Below are 20,644 nucleotides of genomic sequence, written 5' to 3'. Positions count from 1 at the left end.
TTCTCACTCCTTGCCGGCGCGGGTGACCCGCAGGTAGAGGGCGGAGAAGGCGCCCAGGACGATGAGGAGCAGCAGGCTCAGCGCGCCGGCGGTGCCGAAGTCGTTGTAGACGAAGGCATAGCGGTAGACGAGGAACATGACGGTGACCGTGGAGTCCTCGGGGCCGCCGCCGGTCATCACGTACGGCTCCGTGAACACCTGCATGGTGGCGACGATCTGGAGGAGCAGCAGGACGAGCAGCACGAACCGGGTCTGGGGGACGGTGACGTGGCGCAGCCGCTGCCACACGCCCGCGCCGTCCAGCTCCGCGGCCTCGTAGAGCTCGCCGGGGATCGTCTGGAGCGCGGCCAGGTAGATCAGGGTCGTGGTGCCCATGTTGGCCCAGGTGGACACGATGACCAGGGAGACCAGTGAGGTGGCGGAGGAGTCGAGCCAGGCGGAGGTCGGCAGGTGCAGCGTGCGAAGGACCTCGTTGAACAGGCCGGGGCCCGGGTCGTAGAACCACTTCCACATCAGCGCCACGACCACGGGCGGCAGCATCACCGGCAGGTAGACCAGGATGCGGAAGTACGCCCGCGCGTGCCGGAACTCGTTGAGGAGGACCGCGGTCAGGAACGGCACCGCGAAGCCGAGCAGCAGCGCGTACAGGGTGAACAGGCCGGTGTTCCGCCAGGCGGTGAGGAACAGCGGGTCGGCGAAGAGCCTCTCGAAGTTGTCGAGGCCGACCCAGGTGTTGCCGGTGGCGAAGTTGACCTGCTGGAAGCCGAGGATCACAGTGCGGACGATCGGCCACCACGAGAACAGCGCGAAGATCACGACCGCGGCGCAGAGGAACCCGTACGCCGTCAGGTGCTCGCGCAGTGCGCGGCGGCGGGCCGCCCGCCGCCGGGGGGCGGGCGGGAGCGGCGGCGCGGCCGTGCGCCGGGGCGGCGTCGTCTTCAGGGACACGCTCATCTTCGGGGACACGCTCATCAGGAGGCGCGGTAGATCGCGTTGACCTTCTTCTCGGCGTCGTCGAGAAGGGCGTCGATGTCGGTGTCCTTCTTGGTGAGGACGGCCTGCATCGCCGAGTCGAGGACCGAGTAGACCTCCTGGGCCCTGGGCGGCTCGATCACGCCGGGGATCTTCGGCGCGGAGTCCATGAACGCCTGGTAGTTGCGGGTGGGCAGGTTGGCGTTCTCCTGCTTGACCTTCTCGATCCGGTCGCGGACCGGGCCCTCGAAGACGTCGGGGACGGTCGGCATGGGGATGCCGACGGGGAGCTCGGCCGCGGCGTAGTCGGCGACGTTCTTCTCGATGAGGCCGGGGTTGAGGTGGCGCCACTGGATCCATTTGACGCCGGCCCCGACCGTCGCGGGGGACGCCTTGGGGTTGATCATGTAACCCTCGCCGCCGAGCAGCGTGGACTTGGCGTCCGGCATCGGGGCGAGGGCGTAGTCCTCGTACTTCCCGCCGAACTGCTTGGCGATGACGGTGATGTTGTCGGCCGCCGCGATGTACATGCCGAGCTTGCCCGAGCCCATCATCCGCTGCACGTCCTCGACCTGGAGCAGCTGCTTGCTCCCCATGGAGCCGTCCTTCCAGCGCATGTCGTACAGGTCCTGGAAGGTGGCCCTGCCCTCGGCGGTGTTGAAGGCCGCCTTCCACTCGCCGTCGCTCTCCACCGCGATCCGGCCGCCGCGGGAGTACAGCTCCGCGGTGTAGTGCCAGCCGCCCTGGTTGTTCTTGGAGAAGTCGGCGTAGCCCACCGTGTTGTCTCCGAGCGCGGCGATCTTCTTGGCGGCCTCGCGGACGTCCGCCCAGGTCTTCGGCGGCCGGTCGGGGTCGAGTCCGGCCTTCTCGAACAGGGCGCGGTTGTAGAGCAGGCCCATCGAATAGTTGGACGTCGGCAGGCCGTACTGGCGGCCCCGCTCGTCCTGGAAGATCTTCATCAGCGGGTCCTGGATGTCGCCGCGGTGCGGCATGTCCTGGACGGCGTCCGTGATGTCCGCGGCCTGCTTCTTCTCGATCAGGGACCGGGTGTCGGTGAAGTAGACGTAGAAGACGTCCTCCAGCTTGCCGCCGGCCAGCTTCGCGTTGAAGGTCTTCGGGTCCATGAAGCCCTCGTGGGGCACGATGTCGATGTCCGGGTTGGCCTTCTCGAACTGCCGCACGTGCTTGTCGAAGAGCTTGCGCTCGAAGGCCTGCGTCCTGGGCGGCTGCCCGTTGACGTCGAGCTTCACCGTGCCGCCGGAATCCGGGTCGGCTCCGTCGCTGCTCGTGCCGCAAGCGGCCAGCGGGACCAGCGCGAGAACGGTCGCGGCGGCGAGCGTGAGTGGTCGTCGGCTCGTGACGGACATCGGGAGACCCCCTCCGGGTCGTGCTGCGGCGCCCTGTGGGCCGCCGGGTGCGGCGCACACATAACCACCGGTGCAACCGGCGCGCAATAACTCGCGCAGAGATTGCAAGAAGCTGACCACAGACTGCGAAGAGTCGCCGCGTGGCCGTGACGACTTCCGCCCTTCCTGTAGTCAACTCGACACTTCTCTGCAACTCTCCAACTTCTGAACGCGAAATCCTGCGCGTCGCGAGAGTGACGTCACGACTGTGAGGGAGTCGCACGAGCCATGAGACGCATCAGAGACGCCCACGGCGCGTCCCGGAGATCCCGCTGGTGGTGGCGGCCCTGCGCCGCCGCCCTCACGGCGACCCTGCTCCTGCTCGGCCTGCCCGCCTCCGCGGCCGGCGGCCCCGATCTGGCCGCGGGTAAGCCGGCCAGAGCGAGCAGCGCCAAGTCGGCCCACTCCGCCGCACAGGTCACCGACGGCGACCCGGGTTCGTACTGGGAGAGTGCGTCGTCCGACCTGCCGCAGTGGGTGCAGGTCGACCTCGGCCGCGCCACCCGGGTCGACGAGGTGGTCCTCAGGCTGCCGTCGGCCTGGGAGGCCCGCGAGCAGACCCTGTCCGTGCAGGGCAGCCCGGACGGCGACGGCTTCAGCACCCTCGCCGCGTCGGCCCCGCACACCTTCGCACCCGGCGCGGGCAACACGGTGACCGTCCGCTTCCCGGCCGCGCAGGCCCGCCACATACGGGTGCACATCACCGCCAACACCGGCTGGCCCGCCGCCCAGCTCGCCGAACTGCGGGTGCACGCGGCCGCCGACGCCTCCGTGAACCTCGCCCTGGGCAAGACCCTGAAGGCCGCGTCCCACACCCAGACCTACACCGCGGCCAACGCCAACGACGGTAACCGGTCCACCTACTGGGAGAGCGACAACGGCAGACTGCCCCAGTGGATCCAGGCCGACCTCGGCGCGTCCGTGAAGGTCGACGAGGTCGTGCTGCGGCTGCCCGACGGCTGGGGCGGCCGCAGTCAGACCCTGAAGATCCAGGGCAGCACGGACGGCACGGACTTCACCGACCTCACCGCGTCGAAGGAGTACGCCTTCACCGCGGCCTCGGAGCACTCCGCGACGCTCACCCTCGACACCGTCACCACCCGCCACGTCCGCGTCCTGATCACCGCCAACACCGCGCAGCCCGCGGGCCAGCTGGCCGAACTGGAGATCTACGGCCCGGCGGGCGGCGACACGAAGCCGCCCACCGCGCCCACGAACCTCGCCCTCACCGAACCGGAGCCGGGCCGGATCAAGCTGACCTGGGACGCGGCCGACGACGACAAGAGCGTCACCGCGTACGACGTCTACGCGAACGGAGAGCTCCGCACCAGCGTCTCCGGTGACGTGCGGACGTACACGGACACGCAGCCGGCGAGCGCCACCGTCACCTACCACGTGCGCGCCCGCGACGCGGCGGGCAACACCTCCGCCAACAGCAACTCCGTCACCCGGAAAGGTGATTCGGGGGACACACAGGCCCCGACCGCGCCCACGAACCTCACCCTCACCCAGCCCTCCAGCGGCGAGATCAAGCTGACCTGGGGCGCCTCGACCGACAACGTGAAGGTGACGGCGTACGACGTGTACGCCGACGGCAAGCTCCTGAAGTCCGTGGCCGGCGACGTGACCACGTACACCGACTCCCGGTCCGCGAGCGCCACGGTCACCTACTCGGTGCGGGCCCGCGACGCGGCGGGCAACGTCTCGGCGCACAGCGACACCGTCACCCGGCCGGGCGGCGGCAACACCGACCTGGCGCGGGGCAAGCCGATCGCGGCGTCCTCAGTGATCCACACGTACGTCGCCGAGAACGCCAACGACGGGCAGACCTCCACCTACTGGGAGGGCGCCGCGGGCAGCTACCCCAACACGCTGACGGTGAAGCTCGGCGCCAATGCCGACGTCGACGCGGTGGTCGTCAAGCTGAACCCGGACGCCGCGTGGAGCCCGCGCACCCAGAAGATGCAGGTGCTCGGCCGCGAGCAGAAGGCCGCCGACTTCACCTCGCTGGTGGCGGAGAAGGAGTACTCCTTCAGCCCGTCCGGCAACCAGAACACCGTCACCGTGCCGGTCTCCGCCAAGGTCGCCGACGTGCGGCTGCGGTTCACCGCGAACAGCGGCGCCACGGCCGGGCAGGTCGCCGAGTTCCAGGTCATGGGCGCGCCCGCGGCCAACCCGGACCTGGAGATCACCAAGCTGTCGTACGCGCCCGAGGCGCCGACCGAGACCGACGAGCTGCGGCTGACCGCGACCGTGCGCAACCGGGGCAGCGAGGCCTCGACGGCCACCGACGCCACGTTCCGCCTCGGCGGCGACAAGGCGGGCACCGCCGCTGTGGGCGCGCTCGGCGCGGGCGAGTCGGTGACGGTGAGCGCCGACGCCGGAGTCCGGTCGGCGGGCTCCTACCCGTTCACCGCGGAGGTCGACACGAAGAACGAGGTGATCGAGCAGGACGAGGGCAACAACACCTCCACGGGCCCGAATCCGCTGGTGGTCAAGCCCGTCGACTCCTCGGACCTGGTGGCGTCACCCGTGAGCTGGACGCCGTCCGCGCCCGCCAAGGGCAAGGAGGTCACGTTCAGCGTCGCGATCAAGAACCAGGGCAGCAAGGCGTCCGCGCCCGGCGCACACGGCATCAAGCTGCTCGTGCAGGACGACAAGGGCACCACGGTGAAGACCCTGACCGGCGAGCACAACGGCACGATCGGCGCGGGCGACACCACGGCACCGGTCGAGCTCGGCACCTGGACGGCCGCCGACGGCCGTCACACCGTCAGGACGGTCATCGCCGACGACGCCAACGAACTGCCGGTCAAGCGCGAGAACAACACCAGTACCCGTCCGCTGTTCGTCGGCCGCGGCGCCGACATGCCCTACGACACCTACGAGGCCGAGGACGGCGTGCTCGCCGGCGGCGCGAAGACCGTCGGACCGAACCGCACCGTCGGCGACCTCGCGGGCGAGGCCTCCGGCCGCAGGGCCGTCACCCTGAACTCGACCGGCGAATCCGTGGAGTTCACCGCCAAGCAGGACACCAACACCCTGGTCACCCGCTTCTCCATCCCGGACGCACCGGGCGGCGGAGGCACCGAGGCGACCCTGAACCTCTACGTCGACGGCGTCTTCCGCAAGGCGATCGACCTCACCTCCCAATACGCCTGGCTGTACGGCGACGAAGCCGCACCCGGCAACTCGCCCGGCGTCGGCCCGGCCCGGCACATCTACGACGAGGCACACGTCATGCTCGGCGGGACGGTCAAGGCGGGCAGCAGGATCAAGCTGCAGAAGGACAACGCCAACACCTCCCGCTACGCCATCGACTTCGTCGACCTGGAACAGGTGGCGCCGAAGGCCAACCCCGACCCGGCCGCCTACGCCGTACCCGCCGGATTCACCCACCAGGACGTACAGAACGCCCTGGACAAGGTCCGCATGGACACCGGCGGAAAGCTGACGGGCGTCTATCTGCCGCCCGGCGACTACGAGACCGGCAGCAAGTTCCAGGTCTACGGAAAGGCCGTGAAGGTGGTCGGCGCCGGGCCCTGGTACACCCGTTTCCACGCACCGAGGAACCAGGAGAACACCGACATCGGATTCCGTGCCGAGGCGAGCGCCAAGGGCTCCTCCTTCGCGGGCTTCGCCTACTTCGGCAACTACACGTCCCGTATCGACGGCCCCGGAAAGGTCTTCGACTTCCAGAACGTATCCGACATCACCATCGACGACATCTGGAACGAACACATGGTGTGCCTCTACTGGGGCGCCAACACGGACCGCATGACCATCAAGAACTCACGGATCCGCAATATGTTCGCCGACGGGATCAACATGACCAACGGCAGCACGGACAACCTGGTCGCGAACAACGAGGCACGGGCCACCGGTGACGACAGCTTCGCCCTCTTCTCGGCGATCGACGCCGGGGGAGCGGACATGAAGAACAACGTCTACGAGAACCTCACCTCGCTCCTGACCTGGCGCGCGGCGGGCGTCGCCGTCTACGGCGGCTACCACAACACCTTCCGGAACATCCGGATCGCCGACACCCTGGTCTACTCCGGAATCACCATCAGCTCCCTGGACTTCGGCTACCCGATGAACGGCTTCGGCACCGATCCGACCACCTTCGAGAACATCACCGTCGAGCGGGCGGGCGGCACCTTCTGGAAGGGACAGGACTTCCCCGCCATCTGGGCGTTCTCCGCGTCCAAGGTCTTCCAGGGAATCCGCGTGAACAACGTCGACATCGTCGATCCGACGTACCACGGAGTGATGTTCCAGACGAAGTACTCTGGAGGGAAGCCCGAATTCCCGGTGAAGGACACCGTCTTCACGGACGTGTCCATCAAGGACGCACCGATCGGCATCTACGTCAACGAGATGCCGGAGCCCGGCCAGGGGCCCGCCGTCGGTGAAGCCACTTTCGTCCGGCCCGAGTTCAGCGGCAACGGACAGAACGTCAAGAACGAGACGTCGACGTTCACACTCACGCTGCAACCCTGACGTTCCCGAGGAGGCACACGCGTTGCACGGCCGTCCGGATTCCGGGCGGCCGTGCACGTTACCCGTTCTGAATACGTAACTGGCTTGCAGGCCTTGCGCTATTCTTGCGGCCATGACGCGACGACTTGCTCAAGTTGCGAAGAAGGTGGGGGTCAGCGAGGCGACGGTCAGCCGCGTCCTCAACGGCAAGCCCGGCGTCTCCGCCGCGACACGGCAGTCCGTGCTGACAGCGCTGGACGTCCTCGGCTACGAGCGGCCCACGCAGCTGCGCGGCGAGCGCGCCCGGCTCGTCGGCCTCGTCCTGCCCGAGCTGCAGAACCCGATCTTCCCCGCGTTCGCCGAGGTCATCGGCGGCGCCCTCGCACAGCAGGGGCTCACGCCCGTGCTGTGCACGCAGACCAGGGGCGGCGTCTCCGAGGCCGACTACGTGGAACTCCTGCTCCAGCAGCACGTCTCCGGCGTGGTCTTCGCCGGGGGTCTTTTCTCCGAGGCCGACGCGCCGCACGACCACTACCACCGGCTTGCGGAGCGGAACATCCCGGTCGTGCTCATCAACGCGTCGATCGACGGCCTCGACTTCCCCTGCGTCGCGTGCGACGACGCCATCGCCGTCGAACAGGCGTGGCGCCACCTCGCCTCGCTCGGGCACGAGCGGATCGGCCTGGTGCTCGGCCCCGCCGACCACATGCCCTCGCGCCGCAAGCTCGAAGCCGCCCGGGGCGTGGCGGCGGCCGCGGGCACGGAGTTCGTCGAGGAGTTCGTCGAGCGGTCGATCTTCTCGCTGGAGGGCGGCCAGGCCGCGACCGCGCGCCTCCTGGAGCGGGGCGTCACCGGCATCGTGTGCGGCAGTGACCCGCTCGCCCTCGGCGCCATCAGGGCCGCCCGCCGACGGGGCCTCGCCGTCCCCGCCGACGTCTCCGTCGTCGGCTACGACGACTCGGCCTTCATGACCTGCACGGAGCCGCCCCTGTCGACCGTGCGCCAGCCCATCGAGGCGATGGGCCGCGCGGCGGTCGACCTGCTGTGCGCCCAGATCCGCGGGACCCAGACGCACCCCGGCGAGCTCCTCTTCGAGCCGGAACTCGTCGTGCGCGGCTCGACCGCGCAGCGCGTCAGCACTCGATGATGTTGACCGCCAGGCCGCCGCGGGCCGTCTCCTTGTACTTGACGGACATGTCGGCGCCCGTCTCCTTCATGGTCTTGATGACCTTGTCGAGGGAGACCTTGTGGGAGCCGTCGCCGCGCATCGCCATCTTCGCGGCGGTGACGGCCTTGACCGCCGCCATGCCGTTGCGCTCGATGCACGGGATCTGGACGAGGCCGCCGACCGGGTCGCAGGTCAGGCCGAGGTTGTGCTCCATGCCGATCTCGGCGGCGTTCTCGACCTTCTCCGGGGAGCCGCCGAGGACCTCGGCGAGCGCGCCCGCCGCCATCGAGCAGGCGGAGCCGACCTCGCCCTGGCAGCCGACCTCGGCGCCGGAGATCGAGGCGTTCTCCTTGAAGAGCATGCCGATGGCGCCCGCGGCGAGCAGGAAGCGGACCACGCCGTCCTCGTCGGCTCCGGGGATGAAGTTCATGTAGTAGTGCAGGACGGCCGGGATGATGCCCGCGGCGCCGTTGGTGGGGGCGGTGACCACGCGGCCGCCCGCCGCGTTCTCCTCGTTCACCGCCATCGCGTAGAGCGTGATCCACTCCATGGCGCGGGCCTGCGGGTCGCCCTCGGCGCGCAGCTGACGGGCGGAGTTCGCGGCCCGGCGGCGGACCTTGAGACCGCCCGGCAGGATGCCCTCGCGGGACATGCCGCGGGAGACGCAGGCCTGCATGACCCGCCAGATGTCGAGGAGCCCCTCGCGGATCTCCTCCTCCGTGCGCCAGGCCTTCTCGTTCTCCAACATCATCGCGGAGATGGACAGGCCGGTCTCCTCGGCGAGCCGGAGCAGCTCGTCACCGGTGCGGAAGGGGTATTTCAGGACGGTGTCGTCCGGCACGATCGGGTTCTCGCCCTCGGCGCCCTCTTGATTGAGCACGGTCTCGTCGACGACGAAGCCGCCGCCCACCGAGTAGTACGTCTTCTCCAGGACGAGGGCGCCCTCACGGTCGTACGCGAAGACCGTCATGCCGTTGGCGTGGTACGGCAGCGCCTTGCGGCGGTGCAGGATCAGGTCGTCGTCGAAGGTGAAGTCGATCTCGTGCATGCCGAGCAGGTTGAGGCGGCCGCTGCTCTTGATCTTCTCCACGCGGTCGTCGGCCGTCTCCACGTCCACCGTGCGGGGCGACTCGCCCTCCAGACCGAGCAGGACGGCCTTCGGGGTGCCGTGCCCGTGGCCGGTGGCGCCGAGCGAGCCGTACAGCTCCGCCCGTATCGCGGCGGTGTGGGCCATCAGGCCCTCGTTCTTGAGGCGGCTCGCGAACATGCGGGCGGCGCGCATCGGACCGACCGTGTGGGAGCTGGACGGGCCGATGCCGATCGAGAACAGGTCGAAGACCGAGATGGCCACGAGAACTCCAAAGGGTGGTTGGTAGACGCCGTTGTCTGCCGGGGTGGTGCAGAGAGCGGGGCGTGCGCCGGACATGAGCCGGGGCACCGCACTCACTGTGTTCACTTCCAGTGTGCGCGGTGCCCCGTCGTTTCGTACGAAGGAAAGCGTACGAAAATGCTACAGGTTGGGGTACAGCGGGTGCTTGTCGGCCAGAGCGGTCACCCGGGCCTTGAGGCCGTCCGCGTCGAAGCCGGGCTTGAGGGCCTCGGCGATGATGTCGGCGACCTCGCGGAAGTCCTCCTCCTGGAAGCCGCGCGTGGCGAGCGCCGGGGTGCCGATCCTGAGGCCCGAGGTGACCATCGGGGGCCGCGGGTCGTTCGGGACCGCGTTGCGGTTGACCGTGATGCCGACCTCGTGGAGGCGGTCCTCGGCCTGCTGGCCGTCCAGCTCGCTGTTGCGCAGGTCGACGAGGACCAGGTGCACGTCCGTGCCGCCGGACAGGACGTCGACGCCGACGGCCTTCGCGTCGTCCTGGACCAGGCGCTCGGCCAGGATGCGGGCGCCGTCCAGGGTGCGCTGCTGGCGCTCCTTGAACTCCTCCGAGGCGGCGACCTTGAAGGAGACGGCCTTGGCCGCGATCACGTGCTCCAGCGGGCCGCCCTGGAAGCCGGGGAAGACCGCGGAGTTCAGCTTCTTCGCGAAGTCCTTGTTGCGGGCCAGGATGATGCCGCCGCGCGGGCCGCCGAGCGTCTTGTGCGTGGTGGAGGTCACCACGTCCGCGTACGGCACCGGGTTCGGGTGCAGACCGGCGGCGACGAGCCCGGCGAAGTGCGCCATGTCGACCCACAGCTTCGCGCCGACCTCGTCGGCGATCCGGCGGAACTCGGCGAAGTCCAGGTGGCGCGGGTAGGCCGACCAGCCCGCGATGATCACCTTCGGGTTGTTCTCCTTGGCCAGGCGCTCGACCTCGGCCATGTCGATCAGGCCGGCCTCGTCGACGTGGTAGGGGACCACGTTGAACTGCTTGCCGGAGAAGTTCAGGCGCATGCCGTGGGTGAGGTGGCCGCCGTGCGCCAGGTCGAGGCCGAGGATCGTGTCGCCGGGCTGGGCGATCGCGAAGAGGGCGGCCTGGTTCGCGGAGGCGCCGGAGTGCGGCTGGACGTTGGCGTACTCGGCGCCGAACAGCTCCTTGAGCCGGTCGATCGCGATCTGCTCGGCGACGTCGACGTGCTCACAGCCGCCGTAGTAGCGGCGGCCGGGGTAGCCCTCGGCGTACTTGTTGGTGAGGACGGTGCCCTGGGCCTCCATGACGGCGACCGGAGCGAAGTTCTCCGAGGCGATCATTTCCAGGGTGGACTGCTGGCGGTGGAGCTCGGCGTCGACGGCGGCGGCGACGTCCGGGTCCAGCTCGTGGAGAGGGGTGTTCAGAAGCGACATCACACGATCCCTATCGGTATGGGTCAGCCGGCGGTGAAGGCGGTGTACTCATCGGCGGAGAGCAGGTCGTCCGGCTCGTCCGTGATGCGCACCTTGAACAGCCAACCGCCCTCGAACGGGGCGGAGTTGACCAGCGACGGGTCGTCGACGACGTCCTGGTTGGCGGCGACGACCTCGCCGTTCACCGGGGAGTAGAGGTCGCTGACCGACTTGGTCGACTCCAGCTCGCCGCAGGACTCGCCCGCGACCACCGTGTCGCCGACCGCGGGGAGCTGGGCGAAGACGACGTCACCGAGCGCGTTCGCCGCGTGCTCCGTGATGCCGACCGTCGCCACGCCGTCCTCGGCGGCCGACAGCCACTCGTGCTCCTTGCTGTAACGCAGCTGCTGGGGGTTGCTCATGAGTCGAATTCTCCTGTACGCGGGTGGGTGCTGCGGAACGGGGACGATGTGCGGGGGGTCACTTCTGGCGCTTGTAGAACGGCAGGGCCACGACCTCGTACGGCTCATGCGTACCGCGGATGTCGACGCCGACACCCTGCGTGCCCGGGGCCGCGTGCTCGGCGTCGACGTACGCCATCGCGATCGGCTTGCCCAGCGTCGGGGACGGGGCGCCGGAGGTGACCTCGCCGATGACCTTGCCGTCGGCGACGACGGAGAAGCCGGCGCGCGGGACCCGGCGGCCCTCGGCGACCAGACCGACCAGCTTGCGCGGCGGGGCGGTCTCGGCGCGCTCGGCGGCGGCGGCCAGGGCCGCGCGGCCCACGAAGGAGTCCGACTGCGACGTCTTCTCGAACTTGACCACCCGGCCGAGCCCGGCGTCGAACGGCGTCAGCTCGGCCGTCAGCTCGTGCCCGTACAGCGGCATGCCCGCCTCCAGGCGCAGCGTGTCGCGGCAGGAGAGGCCGGCGGGGACCATGCCGACGGGCGTGCCCGCCTCCATGAGCGCGTTCCACAGCTTCTCGGCGTCACCGGGGGAGACGAAGAGCTCGAAGCCGTCCTCACCGGTGTAGCCCGTGCGGGCGATCAGCGCGGAGACGCCCGCGACGGTGCCCGGCAGACCCGCGTAGTACTTCAGGTTGTCCAGGTCGGCATCCGTGAGTGACTTCAGGATGCCGGGGGACTCGGGACCCTGGACGGCGAGGAGCGCGTACGCCTCGCGGTCGTCGCGTACCTCGGCGTCGAAGCCGTCGGCGCGGGCGGTCAGCGCGTCGAGCACGGTCTGCGCGTTGGAGGCGTTGGCGACGACCATGTACTCGGTCTCGCCGAGGCGGTAGACGATCAGGTCGTCCAGGATGCCGCCGTCCTCGGCGACGATCATCGTGTAGCGGGCACGGCCGACACCGACGGAGCCGATGTTGCCGACCAGCGCGAAGTTCAGGAAGTCCACGGCCGCCGGTCCTGTGACCGTGATCTCACCCATGTGGGAGAGGTCGAAGAGACCGGCCTTGGTGCGCACGGCGTTGTGCTCGTCGCGCTCGCTGGCGTACCGCAGCGGCATGTCCCAGCCCGCGAAGTCGGTCATGGTCGCGCCGAGCGCACGATGCACGGCATCGAGGGCGGTGAGACGGGGGGCAGTGCTCATGAAGGGAACTCCCAGGGCATGACGGGCGAGGTCGATCCTCCCCATCTGTCATCGGAACCTGAGAGGTTCGCCGAGCGTGTCCCGATATGTGAGACGCCCGGCTTGCACCTTGGGTGGGGCCACCGGGGCGGCCCGCTTTTCAGATGTGCCTCGCCCGCGCGGTACGGGGCCTGAGAGATTCAAGGGAGGGACTTGCTCCTTCGGCGCCCCGGGCACGCGTGCGTGCTGGCTCCGGGAACTCTCCCGCGCGGATTCAAACGGCCGGTATGGAGTTGGCGGGCACATCATTGCACGCGACCCCGGCCACGGGGAGCCGTGGCAGGACACGGATCGCACTGCCCGGAATGCTCTTGTGCCGCATTACCTTCTCTTTACACTTGCTGGGGAAAGCAGTACGTGACCGCTACGGGGAGGCCGATCACGGTGCGCAGCAGGACCAGTGTCTTTGCCACTACCACGGGAGTGGCGCTGCCGAAGCAGGCCGCCACCCCCGCCGCGGAGAGCTGCGGCCCGCTCCCCGTGGCCGTCGTCCGGGACCTGCGGCAGCGGGCCGGCCACAGCCCCCGCCGCCTCACCTTCGGCGAGGGCGACCTCGTCGTCGTCTCCGGCCTGCCCGGTGGCGGAAAGTCGACGCTGATGCGGCAGGCCGTCACGGGCCCGCGCATCGACTCCCAGGACACCCGCGACCGCTGGGCCCGCCGCATGCCCCGCCTGCTGCCGTACGCGGTCTACCGCCCCCTGGTCCGCCTCGCGCACTACGCGGGCCTGCGCCGCACCCTGCGCACCGGCGCCGGCGTCGTCGTGCACGACTGCGGGACCCAGGCCTGGGTGCGCCGCTGGCTCGCCCGCGAGGCCGCCCGCCGCGGCTCCGCCCTGCACCTGCTGCTGCTCGACGTCCCGGTGGACACGGCGCTCCAGGGCCAGCGCGAGCGCGGCAGAGGCGTCTCGCGGTACGCGTTCACGCGGCACCGCAGGACGGTCGGCCGCCTCGTCGGCGCCACCGAGCGCGGTGACCTGCCGCGCGGCTGCCACTCCGCGGTGCTGCTCGACCGGGATGCGGCGCAGGCGCTGCGGGCGATCGCCTTCGACCGGTGAGCCCACCGGCGCTAGGGTTCGAGCCGCAGGCAGAGCGGTCGCGAGCAGGGGTTGGACAGATGGACTTTCCGGCGCAGGCACATGCCCATCCGTACGGCGGATGGCCGGGCAACGAACTGGAGGAGGTCCTCGCCGCCTCCCTCGGCGCCGACGCGTCGGCGGGCGGCCGGATCGTCGAGGTGCTCGGCCGCAGCCACATCTGGATCCCGCTGCCGAACGGCGGGGGCCCCGACAGCGGCACCCTGGACCTGCCGACCCTGGAGATCGACGGCCAGGCGTACGTCCCCGTCTTCAGCTCCGAACAGCAGTTCCGGCAGGCCCTCGGCGACGCGGCCGACCGGATGGGCCGCACCGTGGCACCCGCCGTGGAGTTCGCCCGCGGCCTCCCGCCGCAGCTGGGCATCGCGCTGAACCCGGACGGCACCGTCGGCGTCCCGCTGCCGCCGCCCGCCGTGGCCGAGCTCTGCCGGGCCGGCCGCACCCCGCTGGACGGGCCCACGACCGGCGGCCGGGTGCGTCTCTACGAACCGGACTGGCAGCACGACCCGGTGGACTTCCTCGCCGCGGCGGGCCGCGAGTTCGAGGCGACCGGCGTGGTGCTCACCGCGCGCCGCTGCCTGGCCGACATCGAGACGGACGCCCCGGTCCTCTTCGTCGGCGTCGAGCTGTCCACCTGGGACGGCAACGCCCGCGAGCTCCCCATGGAGGCCCTCGGCCGCGCCCTCGGCCAGGTGCCGGCCCCGTGGCCGGTGAACCTCGTGCTGCTCGACGTGGCGCAGGACCCGGTGGGCGACTGGCTGCGTGCGCAGGTGCGGCCGTTCTACCACCGCATCGCCGCTTAAGCTGGTTGCATTCTCTGGGTCTTCCCGGCTCTTCCTTGGGGCCACCGAGTTCGTCACGAAGGAGCGGTTACGGGTGAGTGCGTCGGGCACGGCCGGGCAGTTGGAGCAGTTGCTGCGCCAGGTGACGCCGGGGCGTTACGACGCGTACGAGGCACTGCTGCGCGCCCTCGCCGCCGACCAGGTGTGGATGCTGCTCTGGCACGGCCAGGCCGGCTCCCCCGACGCCCAGTACGGGAACATGGAGGTCGAGGGGATCGGCTACGCCCCCTGTGTGACCTCCGCCCAGGAGCTCTCCGCCAGTGGCTGGAACCGCAGCTATGAAGTGGTGCGCGGCACCGACATCGCCCGCACCCTCTATCCCGACCACTACGGCCTCTGGCTCAACCCGCACGCGCCCGGTGGCGGCGTCGGCGTCCCCTGGCTCGACCTGCGCCGCATCGCCACCGGGCTCGACCTGCTGCCCGCGGGCCCGCTCCGGCTCACCGAGCCGAGCATCGAGATCCCCCAGTTCTACGCTTTGTTGACGCAGAACGCGCACCGCACCCCGGCGGTGCGCTCGCTGCGCCGCGCCTGGGTGCAGCCCGCGCTGGGGGCGCCTTATCTGGCCATCGGCCTGGACGTGTACGACACGTCGCCGCCGTCGGTCGACGCGGTGCGGGCGATGATGCAGCAGTCCATCCCCGCCGTCCCCGAGGGACTGCCCGTCTCGACCGTCGCGATGTCCGACGACTACGACCCGGTCGCGATGTGGCTGCGCGCCAACGCCCGCCCGTTCTACGACCGCGAGGCGCAGGCCGCCCCGGCCCAGGCCGGCGGTTACGGCTACCCCGCGCAGTACTGAGCGGCGCGAACCGGCCACCGGGCGGCCCCTGAGCAGTCCCGGCGCGGCCACCGAGCAGCCACGACCGGCGCGATGTCCGTTCTGGTGCCGGTGGGAGCCTATGGGCTCCCGTGGTGCCTTGCACCCCAACTGCCCCGTGTTCGCCCCTCGTTCACCCGCGTCCGGATAACGGAACACCCCGATCAGCATCACGGTTGCGCATCCTTTCCCCGTCAAGTCTGGTAACAGATCGCGACGTGGATGAAGACTCCCGCTCCAGGGGCCTTCGCCCCCTGTGTACGACGGACTGATCACGTCGCTACAGCGGCAAGTGCGGGCCGGTCACCACCGGTTGAGAGGGGTCCCTGCCACGATGACGGCACCATTGCATGACACACCTGCGGACGCGGACCCGACCGAGGACGTCGCCCCCGCAGTTGATGCAGGGGTGAAAAAGGTCGAGGGTCGGTCCCTCAAGCAGATCGCCTGGAACCGCCTGAAGCGGGACAAGGTCGCCCTGGCCGGCGGCATCACGGTGCTGTTCCTGGTGCTCGTCGCCATCTTCGCGCCCCTGATCGTGAGCCTGCTGGGCCATCCGCCCAACGACTTCCACCAGGAGGAGCTCGACGAGCTGACCAACCTCCCCAAGGGCGCGCTCGGCGGTGTCAGCGGCGACTTCCTCTTCGGCGTCGAGCCCAACAAGGGCCGCGACATCTTCAGCCGGATCGTCTACGGAGCACGCATCTCGCTGCTCGTGGCCTTCCTGGCGGCCGTGGTCGCCGTCGCCCTCGGCACCCTCTTCGGCATCATCGCCGGCTACTTCGGCGGCTGGGTCGACGCCCTGATCAGCCGCGTGATGGACGTACTGCTCTCGTTCCCGCAGCTGCTCTTCATCATCTCGCTGGTCTCGGTCCTGCCGGACGACCTGCTCGGTCTCACCGGCAGCGGGGTGCGCGTCGGCATCCTCGTGCTGGTCATCGGCTTCTTCGGCTGGCCCTACGTCGGCCGGATCGTGCGCGGTCAGACGCTCTCGCTCCGTGAGCGCGAGTACGTGGAGGCGGCCCGCAGCCTCGGCGGCGGACGGCGCCACATCCTGTTCCGCGAACTGCTGCCCAACCTGGTCGCCCCCATCACCGTCTACGCGACGCTGATGATCCCGACCAACATCCTCACGGAGGCGGCCCTGAGCTTCCTCGGCGCCGGTGTGAAGCCGCCGACGGCCTCCTGGGGCGGCATGCTGCGGGACGCGCTCGAGACGTACGAGCACGACCCGATGTTCATGGTCTTCCCGGGCGTCACGATCTTCATCACCGTGCTGGCCTTCAACCTCTTCGGCGACGGGCTGCGGGACGCGCTCGACCCGAAGGGGACGCGCTAGCAGCGCCCAACCGGCTTGCCCCTGCCGCATGTCAGGTGGCTCTAACCATGGTTCTCCGGCAGCACATGGCCAGGGACCGCGAATCTCGGAGGTTACGAGAAAATGCCCACAGTTTCCTCGAAACGACGGCTCACCAGCGGTGCGGCCCTCGTCGTCGCGGCGCTGGTGACCACCACGGCGTGCGGCGGCGGTGACGGTGGCGACGGCGACTCGAAGGGTGCCGGCTACAACGCCGCGCTCGACAAGGTCGCCAACCCGTCCAAGAAGAAGGGGGGGACGCTGAAGATGGTCGGCAAGCAGGACCTCGACTCGGCCGACCCCCAGCGCGCCTACTACGGCATGTCGTGGGACTTCATGCGCTTCTACACCCGGCAGCTGGTGTCCTACGACACCAAGCCGGGCAAGGCGGGCACGAAGCTGGTCCCGGACCTCGCCACCTCCACCGCGAAGATCTCGGACGACGGCAAGACCTACACGTACAAGCTGCGTGACGGTGTCACCTGGGAGGACGGCTCCAAGCTGACCTCCAAGGACGTCAAGTACGGCATCGAGCGCTCCTGGGCGACGGACACCATCACCGGTGGCCCGGGGTACATCCGGCACGCGCTGGACCCCGACAAGAAGTACAAGGGCCCCTACAAGGACAAGGGCGGTCTGAAGGCGATCGAGACGCCCGACGACCAGACCATCGTCTTCAAGCTCCCCAAGCGCAACGGTGACTTCGAGCAGTTCCTCGCCATGCCCACCGGTTCGCCGGTGAAGGAGTCCAAGGACACCAAGGCGAAGTACACCGCGCGCCCGTTCTCCTCGGGCCCGTACAAGTTCGAGACGTACAAGTCCGGCAAGAAGATCGTGCTGGTCCGCAACACGGCCTGGAAGAAGTCCTCGGACCCGATCCGCGCCGCGCTGCCCGACAAGATCGACGTGACGATCTCCGCCAACCTGGAGGAGAACGACAAGAAGCTGATGGAGGGCGACTACGACGTCGACCTCAACGGCACGGGCATGACCCAGTCCGGCCGCGTCACCGCCGTCTCGGACCACCGCGACAACGTCGACAACATGCACACGTCCTTCGTGCGCTACGTCGCGCTGATCCACACGGCCGAGCCCTTCGACAACGTCCACTGCCGCAAGGCCGTCTTCTACGGCACGGACTTCGCGAGCCTGCAGCAGACCCGCGGCGGCAAGGTCGCGGCCGGTGACATCGCCAACAGCACGTTCCCCAAGGCGATCCCCGGTCACAGCGACTACGACCCGTACGGCGTCCTCGCGCGCAAGGGCAAGCCGGACGCGGCCAAGGCCAAGGAAGAGCTGAAGAAGTGCGGCGAGCCGAACGGCTTCAAGGCCAAGCTCACCGCCCGCAACAACAACCCGGGTGAGGTCGACGCCGCCGAGGCGCTCCAGGCCCAGCTGAAGAAGGTCGGCATCGACGTCAGCGTCGAGTCCCTCGACGGCGCCGACTCCGCCAGCATCACCGGCTCGCCGTCCGTCGTGAAGAAGCGCGGCTACAGCATGCAGATGAGCGGCTGGGGCCCGGACTTCCCGTCCGGCCAGGGCTACGCGCAGCCGCTGTTCGACAGCCGCTTCCTGATCGAGAACGGCAACTACAACGAGTCGCAGATCAAGGACAAGAAGATCGACGCGCTCTTCGACAAGGCGATCGCGGAGACCGACCCGGCCAAGGCCGGCGAGATCTACAAGCAGCTCGACAAGCGGATCCTCGACCAGGCCGACTGGATGCCCTTCCTCTACGAGAAGAACATCACCTGGCGCGGATCGCGGCTGACCAACGCCTACATGTCCGACGCCTACAACGGCCGGTACGACTACGTCTCGCTCGGCGTCGTCAAGTAACAGGCGCCGCACGAACCGCAGTTGACCGTTCCACCGCCGCCGAATCCCGCCAGTCCGAAGGGCAGGTGATGGCCCCGGGCGGTGGCCGGGACCCCTCACGAGGGGGTCCCGGCCACCGCCGGGCCGCGCACAGTGCTTGCTTATCTCATCCGGCGCCTGATCGCCGTCATCATCATGGTGCTGGTCGTACTGCTCGCGACCTTCACCATCTTCTTCATGCTGCCCAAGTGGGCGGGACAGGACATCGCCGTCCTCTTCGCCGGCAAGGCGTCGGGTGCCGAGCAGCTCGAAGGCATCCGCGTCAAACTGGGCCTCAACGATCCCTTGCTGGTCCAGTTCTGGGACTTCATCAAGGGCATCCCGATGGGCCGCGACTACGTCAACGGCAGTGACGTCACACACTGCCCGGCCCCCTGCTTCGGCTACTCCTTCCGCACCGAGGCGCCGGTGTGGGAGACCCTCAAGGACGCCCTGCCCGTCACCGGTGCGCTCGCCGCGGGCGCCTGTGTGCTGTGGCTGGCCGGCGGCGTCATCACCGGCGTGATCTCCGCGCTGCGCCGGGGCACCATCTGGGACCGCGCCGCGATGACCACCGCCCTCGGCGGCGTCTCGCTCCCCGTCTTCTTCACCGGCATGATCGCGATGGGCATCTTCGTCCACGAACTCGGCTGGGTGAAGATCGCGGACAGTCTCAGCACCGACGACTCGATCGACGTCTGGCTCCAGACGATGATCCTGCCGTGGATCGTGCTCGCCTTCCTCAACGCCGCGATGTACGCCCGCCTCACCCGCGCCACGATGCTCGAAGTGCTCGGCGAGGACTACATCCGCACCGCCCGCGCCAAGGGCCTCGGCGAACCCACCGTCATCCGCAAGCACGCGCTGCGCTCCGCGATGACCCCGATCCTCACCGTCTTCGGACTCGACCTCGGCGTCCTGATGGGCGGCGCGGTGCTCACCGAGTCCACGTTCAACCTGCCGGGGCTCGGCCTCGAAGCGGTCAAGGCCATCAGCAGCAAGGACCTGCCCGTCATCCTGGGCGTCACCCTGTGCGCGGCGCTCGCGATCGCCGTGGCCAACCTCGTCGTCGACCTTCTGTACGCCGTCATCGACCCGCGAGTGAGGCTGGGATGACCGAACTGTCCAAGAGCGGAGCCGCGGTGGGTGAGCCCGTCACCGGCTCGCCCGCTCCCTCCGCCTTCCTCGAGGTGCGCGACCTCAAGGTGCACTTCCCGACCGACGACGGCCTGGTCAGGTCCGTCGACGGGCTCAGCTTCCAGCTGGAGAAGGGCAAGACCCTCGGCATCGTGGGCGAGTCCGGCTCCGGCAAGTCGGTCACCTCGCTCGGCATCCTCGGCCTGCACACCGCGGGCCAGTACGGCGCCCGCCGGGCGCAGATCTCCGGCGAGATCTGGCTGGACGGCAAGGAGCTGCTGTCCGCCCCGCCGGACGAGGTGCGCAAGCTGCGCGGCCGCGAGATGGCGATGATCTTCCAGGACCCGCTCTCCGCGCTGCACCCGTACTACTCCATCGGCAAGCAGATCACCGAGGCGTACCGGGTCCACAACGACGTCGACAAGAAGACCGCCCGCAAGCGGGCGATCGAGATGCTCGACCGGGTCGGGATCCCGCAGCCGGACAAGCGCGTCGACTCCTATCCGCACGAGTTCTCCGGCGGCATGCGCCAGCGCGCGATGATCGCGATGGCGCTGGTCAACAACCCCGAGCTGCTCATCGCCGACGAGCCGACCACCGCCCTCGACGTGACCGTCCAGGCGCAGATCCTCGACCTCATCAGGGATCTGCAGAAGGAGTTCGGCTCCGCCGTCATCATGATCACGCACGACCTGGGCGTGGTCGCCGAGATGGCGGACGAGCTCCTGGTCATGTACGGCGGCCGGTGCGTCGAGCGCGGCACCGCGGAGAAGGTCTTCTACGAACCCCAGCACCCCTACACCTGGGGCCTGTTGGGCTCGATGCCCCGCATCGACCGCGAGCAGACCGAGCGGCTCATCCCGGTCAAGGGCTCCCCGCCCAGCCTGATCAACCTGCCGGGCGGCTGCGCCTTCAACCCGCGCTGCCCCTACGCGGACATCCCCAAGGATCAGATCACCCGCCGCGAGCGTCCCGAACTGCGCGAGGTGGCCGCCGGGCACTACTCCGCCTGCCACATGTCGCAGGACGAGCGCACCCGGATCTGGACCGAAGAGATTGCGCCGAAGCTGTGAACGATGACGCGAAGAGCCAGGCCGCGAAGGGCCAGGACGTGA

At 69.4% G+C, this 20,644-nt stretch carries 15 protein-coding genes and 1 riboswitch; of the genes, 9 read left to right on the top strand and 6 right to left on the bottom strand.

Going from position 1 to position 20,644, the window contains the following annotated elements:
* Positions 1 to 3 precede the first annotated feature (3 nt).
* Both ACH4D5_RS31430 and ACH4D5_RS31425 read right to left on the bottom strand, forming a co-directional pair.
* Positions 4 to 972 (bottom strand): carbohydrate ABC transporter permease, encoded by a 969-nt coding sequence (locus tag ACH4D5_RS31430; RefSeq protein ID WP_398308920.1) that lies wholly within the window; start codon positions 970 to 972, stop codon positions 4 to 6.
* Positions 972 to 2,339: an ABC transporter substrate-binding protein gene (locus ACH4D5_RS31425; protein ID WP_398308917.1), complete on the bottom strand. Its 1,368-nt coding sequence runs from the start codon at positions 2,337 to 2,339 to the stop codon at positions 972 to 974. The genes ACH4D5_RS31430 and ACH4D5_RS31425 overlap by 1 nt, the downstream gene beginning before the upstream one ends.
* A gap of 267 nt (positions 2,340 to 2,606) precedes the next feature.
* Between ACH4D5_RS31425 and ACH4D5_RS31420 the strand changes: the two genes are divergently transcribed.
* Together ACH4D5_RS31420 and ACH4D5_RS31415 are read left to right on the top strand one after the other, a co-directional pair.
* Positions 2,607 to 6,881, top strand: coding sequence for a discoidin domain-containing protein (locus tag ACH4D5_RS31420; RefSeq protein WP_398308914.1), 4,275 nt, complete (start codon positions 2,607 to 2,609; stop codon positions 6,879 to 6,881).
* Positions 6,882 to 6,993: 112 nt separating this feature from the next.
* Positions 6,994 to 8,007: a LacI family DNA-binding transcriptional regulator gene (locus tag ACH4D5_RS31415; RefSeq protein ID WP_398308911.1), complete on the top strand. Its 1,014-nt coding sequence runs from the start codon at positions 6,994 to 6,996 to the stop codon at positions 8,005 to 8,007.
* Here the strand turns inward: ACH4D5_RS31415 and ACH4D5_RS31410 are convergent.
* The 4 genes from ACH4D5_RS31410 to gcvT form a co-directional block, all read right to left on the bottom strand.
* Complete coding sequence (locus tag ACH4D5_RS31410; protein ID WP_398308908.1) at positions 7,994 to 9,379, bottom strand: L-serine ammonia-lyase; 1,386 nt, start codon at positions 9,377 to 9,379, stop codon at positions 7,994 to 7,996. The genes ACH4D5_RS31415 and ACH4D5_RS31410 overlap by 14 nt on opposite strands.
* A gap of 159 nt (positions 9,380 to 9,538) precedes the next feature.
* The gene (gene glyA / locus ACH4D5_RS31405) at positions 9,539 to 10,798 is read right to left on the bottom strand and encodes a serine hydroxymethyltransferase (protein WP_398308906.1); all 1,260 of its coding nucleotides are present in this window, start codon (positions 10,796 to 10,798) and stop codon (positions 9,539 to 9,541) included.
* A gap of 23 nt (positions 10,799 to 10,821) precedes the next feature.
* The gene (gene gcvH, locus ACH4D5_RS31400) at positions 10,822 to 11,199 is read right to left on the bottom strand and encodes a glycine cleavage system protein GcvH (protein ID WP_398308904.1); all 378 of its coding nucleotides are present in this window, start codon (positions 11,197 to 11,199) and stop codon (positions 10,822 to 10,824) included.
* A 58-nt stretch (positions 11,200 to 11,257) separates the two neighbouring features.
* The gene (gene gcvT / locus ACH4D5_RS31395) at positions 11,258 to 12,382 is read right to left on the bottom strand and encodes a glycine cleavage system aminomethyltransferase GcvT (protein ID WP_398308902.1); all 1,125 of its coding nucleotides are present in this window, start codon (positions 12,380 to 12,382) and stop codon (positions 11,258 to 11,260) included.
* A gap of 149 nt (positions 12,383 to 12,531) precedes the next feature.
* Positions 12,532 to 12,638: riboswitch (glycine riboswitch) on the bottom strand.
* 140 nt (positions 12,639 to 12,778) lie between these two features.
* Between gcvT and ACH4D5_RS31390 the strand changes: the two genes are divergently transcribed.
* The 7 genes from ACH4D5_RS31390 (at position 12,779) to ACH4D5_RS31360 (ending at position 20,602) form a co-directional block, all read left to right on the top strand.
* Positions 12,779 to 13,477 (top strand): AAA family ATPase, encoded by a 699-nt coding sequence (locus ACH4D5_RS31390; protein WP_398308900.1) that lies wholly within the window; start codon positions 12,779 to 12,781, stop codon positions 13,475 to 13,477.
* A gap of 59 nt (positions 13,478 to 13,536) precedes the next feature.
* Entirely contained in the window at positions 13,537 to 14,319 is a 783-nt protein-coding gene (locus tag ACH4D5_RS31385) for an enhanced serine sensitivity protein SseB (RefSeq protein ID WP_398308898.1), read from the top strand.
* A 73-nt stretch (positions 14,320 to 14,392) separates the two neighbouring features.
* Positions 14,393 to 15,160 (top strand): enhanced serine sensitivity protein SseB C-terminal domain-containing protein, encoded by a 768-nt coding sequence (locus tag ACH4D5_RS31380; protein WP_398308896.1) that lies wholly within the window; start codon positions 14,393 to 14,395, stop codon positions 15,158 to 15,160.
* A 352-nt stretch (positions 15,161 to 15,512) separates the two neighbouring features.
* On the top strand, positions 15,513 to 16,517 hold the full coding sequence (locus ACH4D5_RS31375) for an ABC transporter permease (RefSeq protein WP_365362329.1): 1,005 nt from the start codon (positions 15,513 to 15,515) through the stop codon (positions 16,515 to 16,517).
* A 102-nt stretch (positions 16,518 to 16,619) separates the two neighbouring features.
* Positions 16,620 to 18,374 (top strand): ABC transporter substrate-binding protein, encoded by a 1,755-nt coding sequence (locus tag ACH4D5_RS31370; protein ID WP_398308894.1) that lies wholly within the window; start codon positions 16,620 to 16,622, stop codon positions 18,372 to 18,374.
* A 132-nt stretch (positions 18,375 to 18,506) separates the two neighbouring features.
* Positions 18,507 to 19,508 (top strand): ABC transporter permease, encoded by a 1,002-nt coding sequence (locus tag ACH4D5_RS31365; RefSeq protein WP_398309039.1) that lies wholly within the window; start codon positions 18,507 to 18,509, stop codon positions 19,506 to 19,508.
* Positions 19,505 to 20,602 carry an ABC transporter ATP-binding protein gene (locus ACH4D5_RS31360; protein ID WP_398308892.1) on the top strand — a complete coding sequence of 366 codons (1,098 nt, stop codon included), beginning with the start codon at positions 19,505 to 19,507 and terminating at the stop codon, positions 20,600 to 20,602. Before ACH4D5_RS31365 ends, ACH4D5_RS31360 begins: the two co-directional genes overlap by 4 nt.
* Positions 20,603 to 20,644 lie beyond the last annotated feature (42 nt).

It is taken from the genome of Streptomyces sp. NPDC018029 (assembly GCF_044327655.1).
In the GTDB taxonomy this organism is placed as follows: Bacteria; Actinomycetota; Actinomycetes; order Streptomycetales; family Streptomycetaceae; genus Streptomyces.
This window is presented reverse-complemented; position numbering and strand designations above follow the sequence as displayed.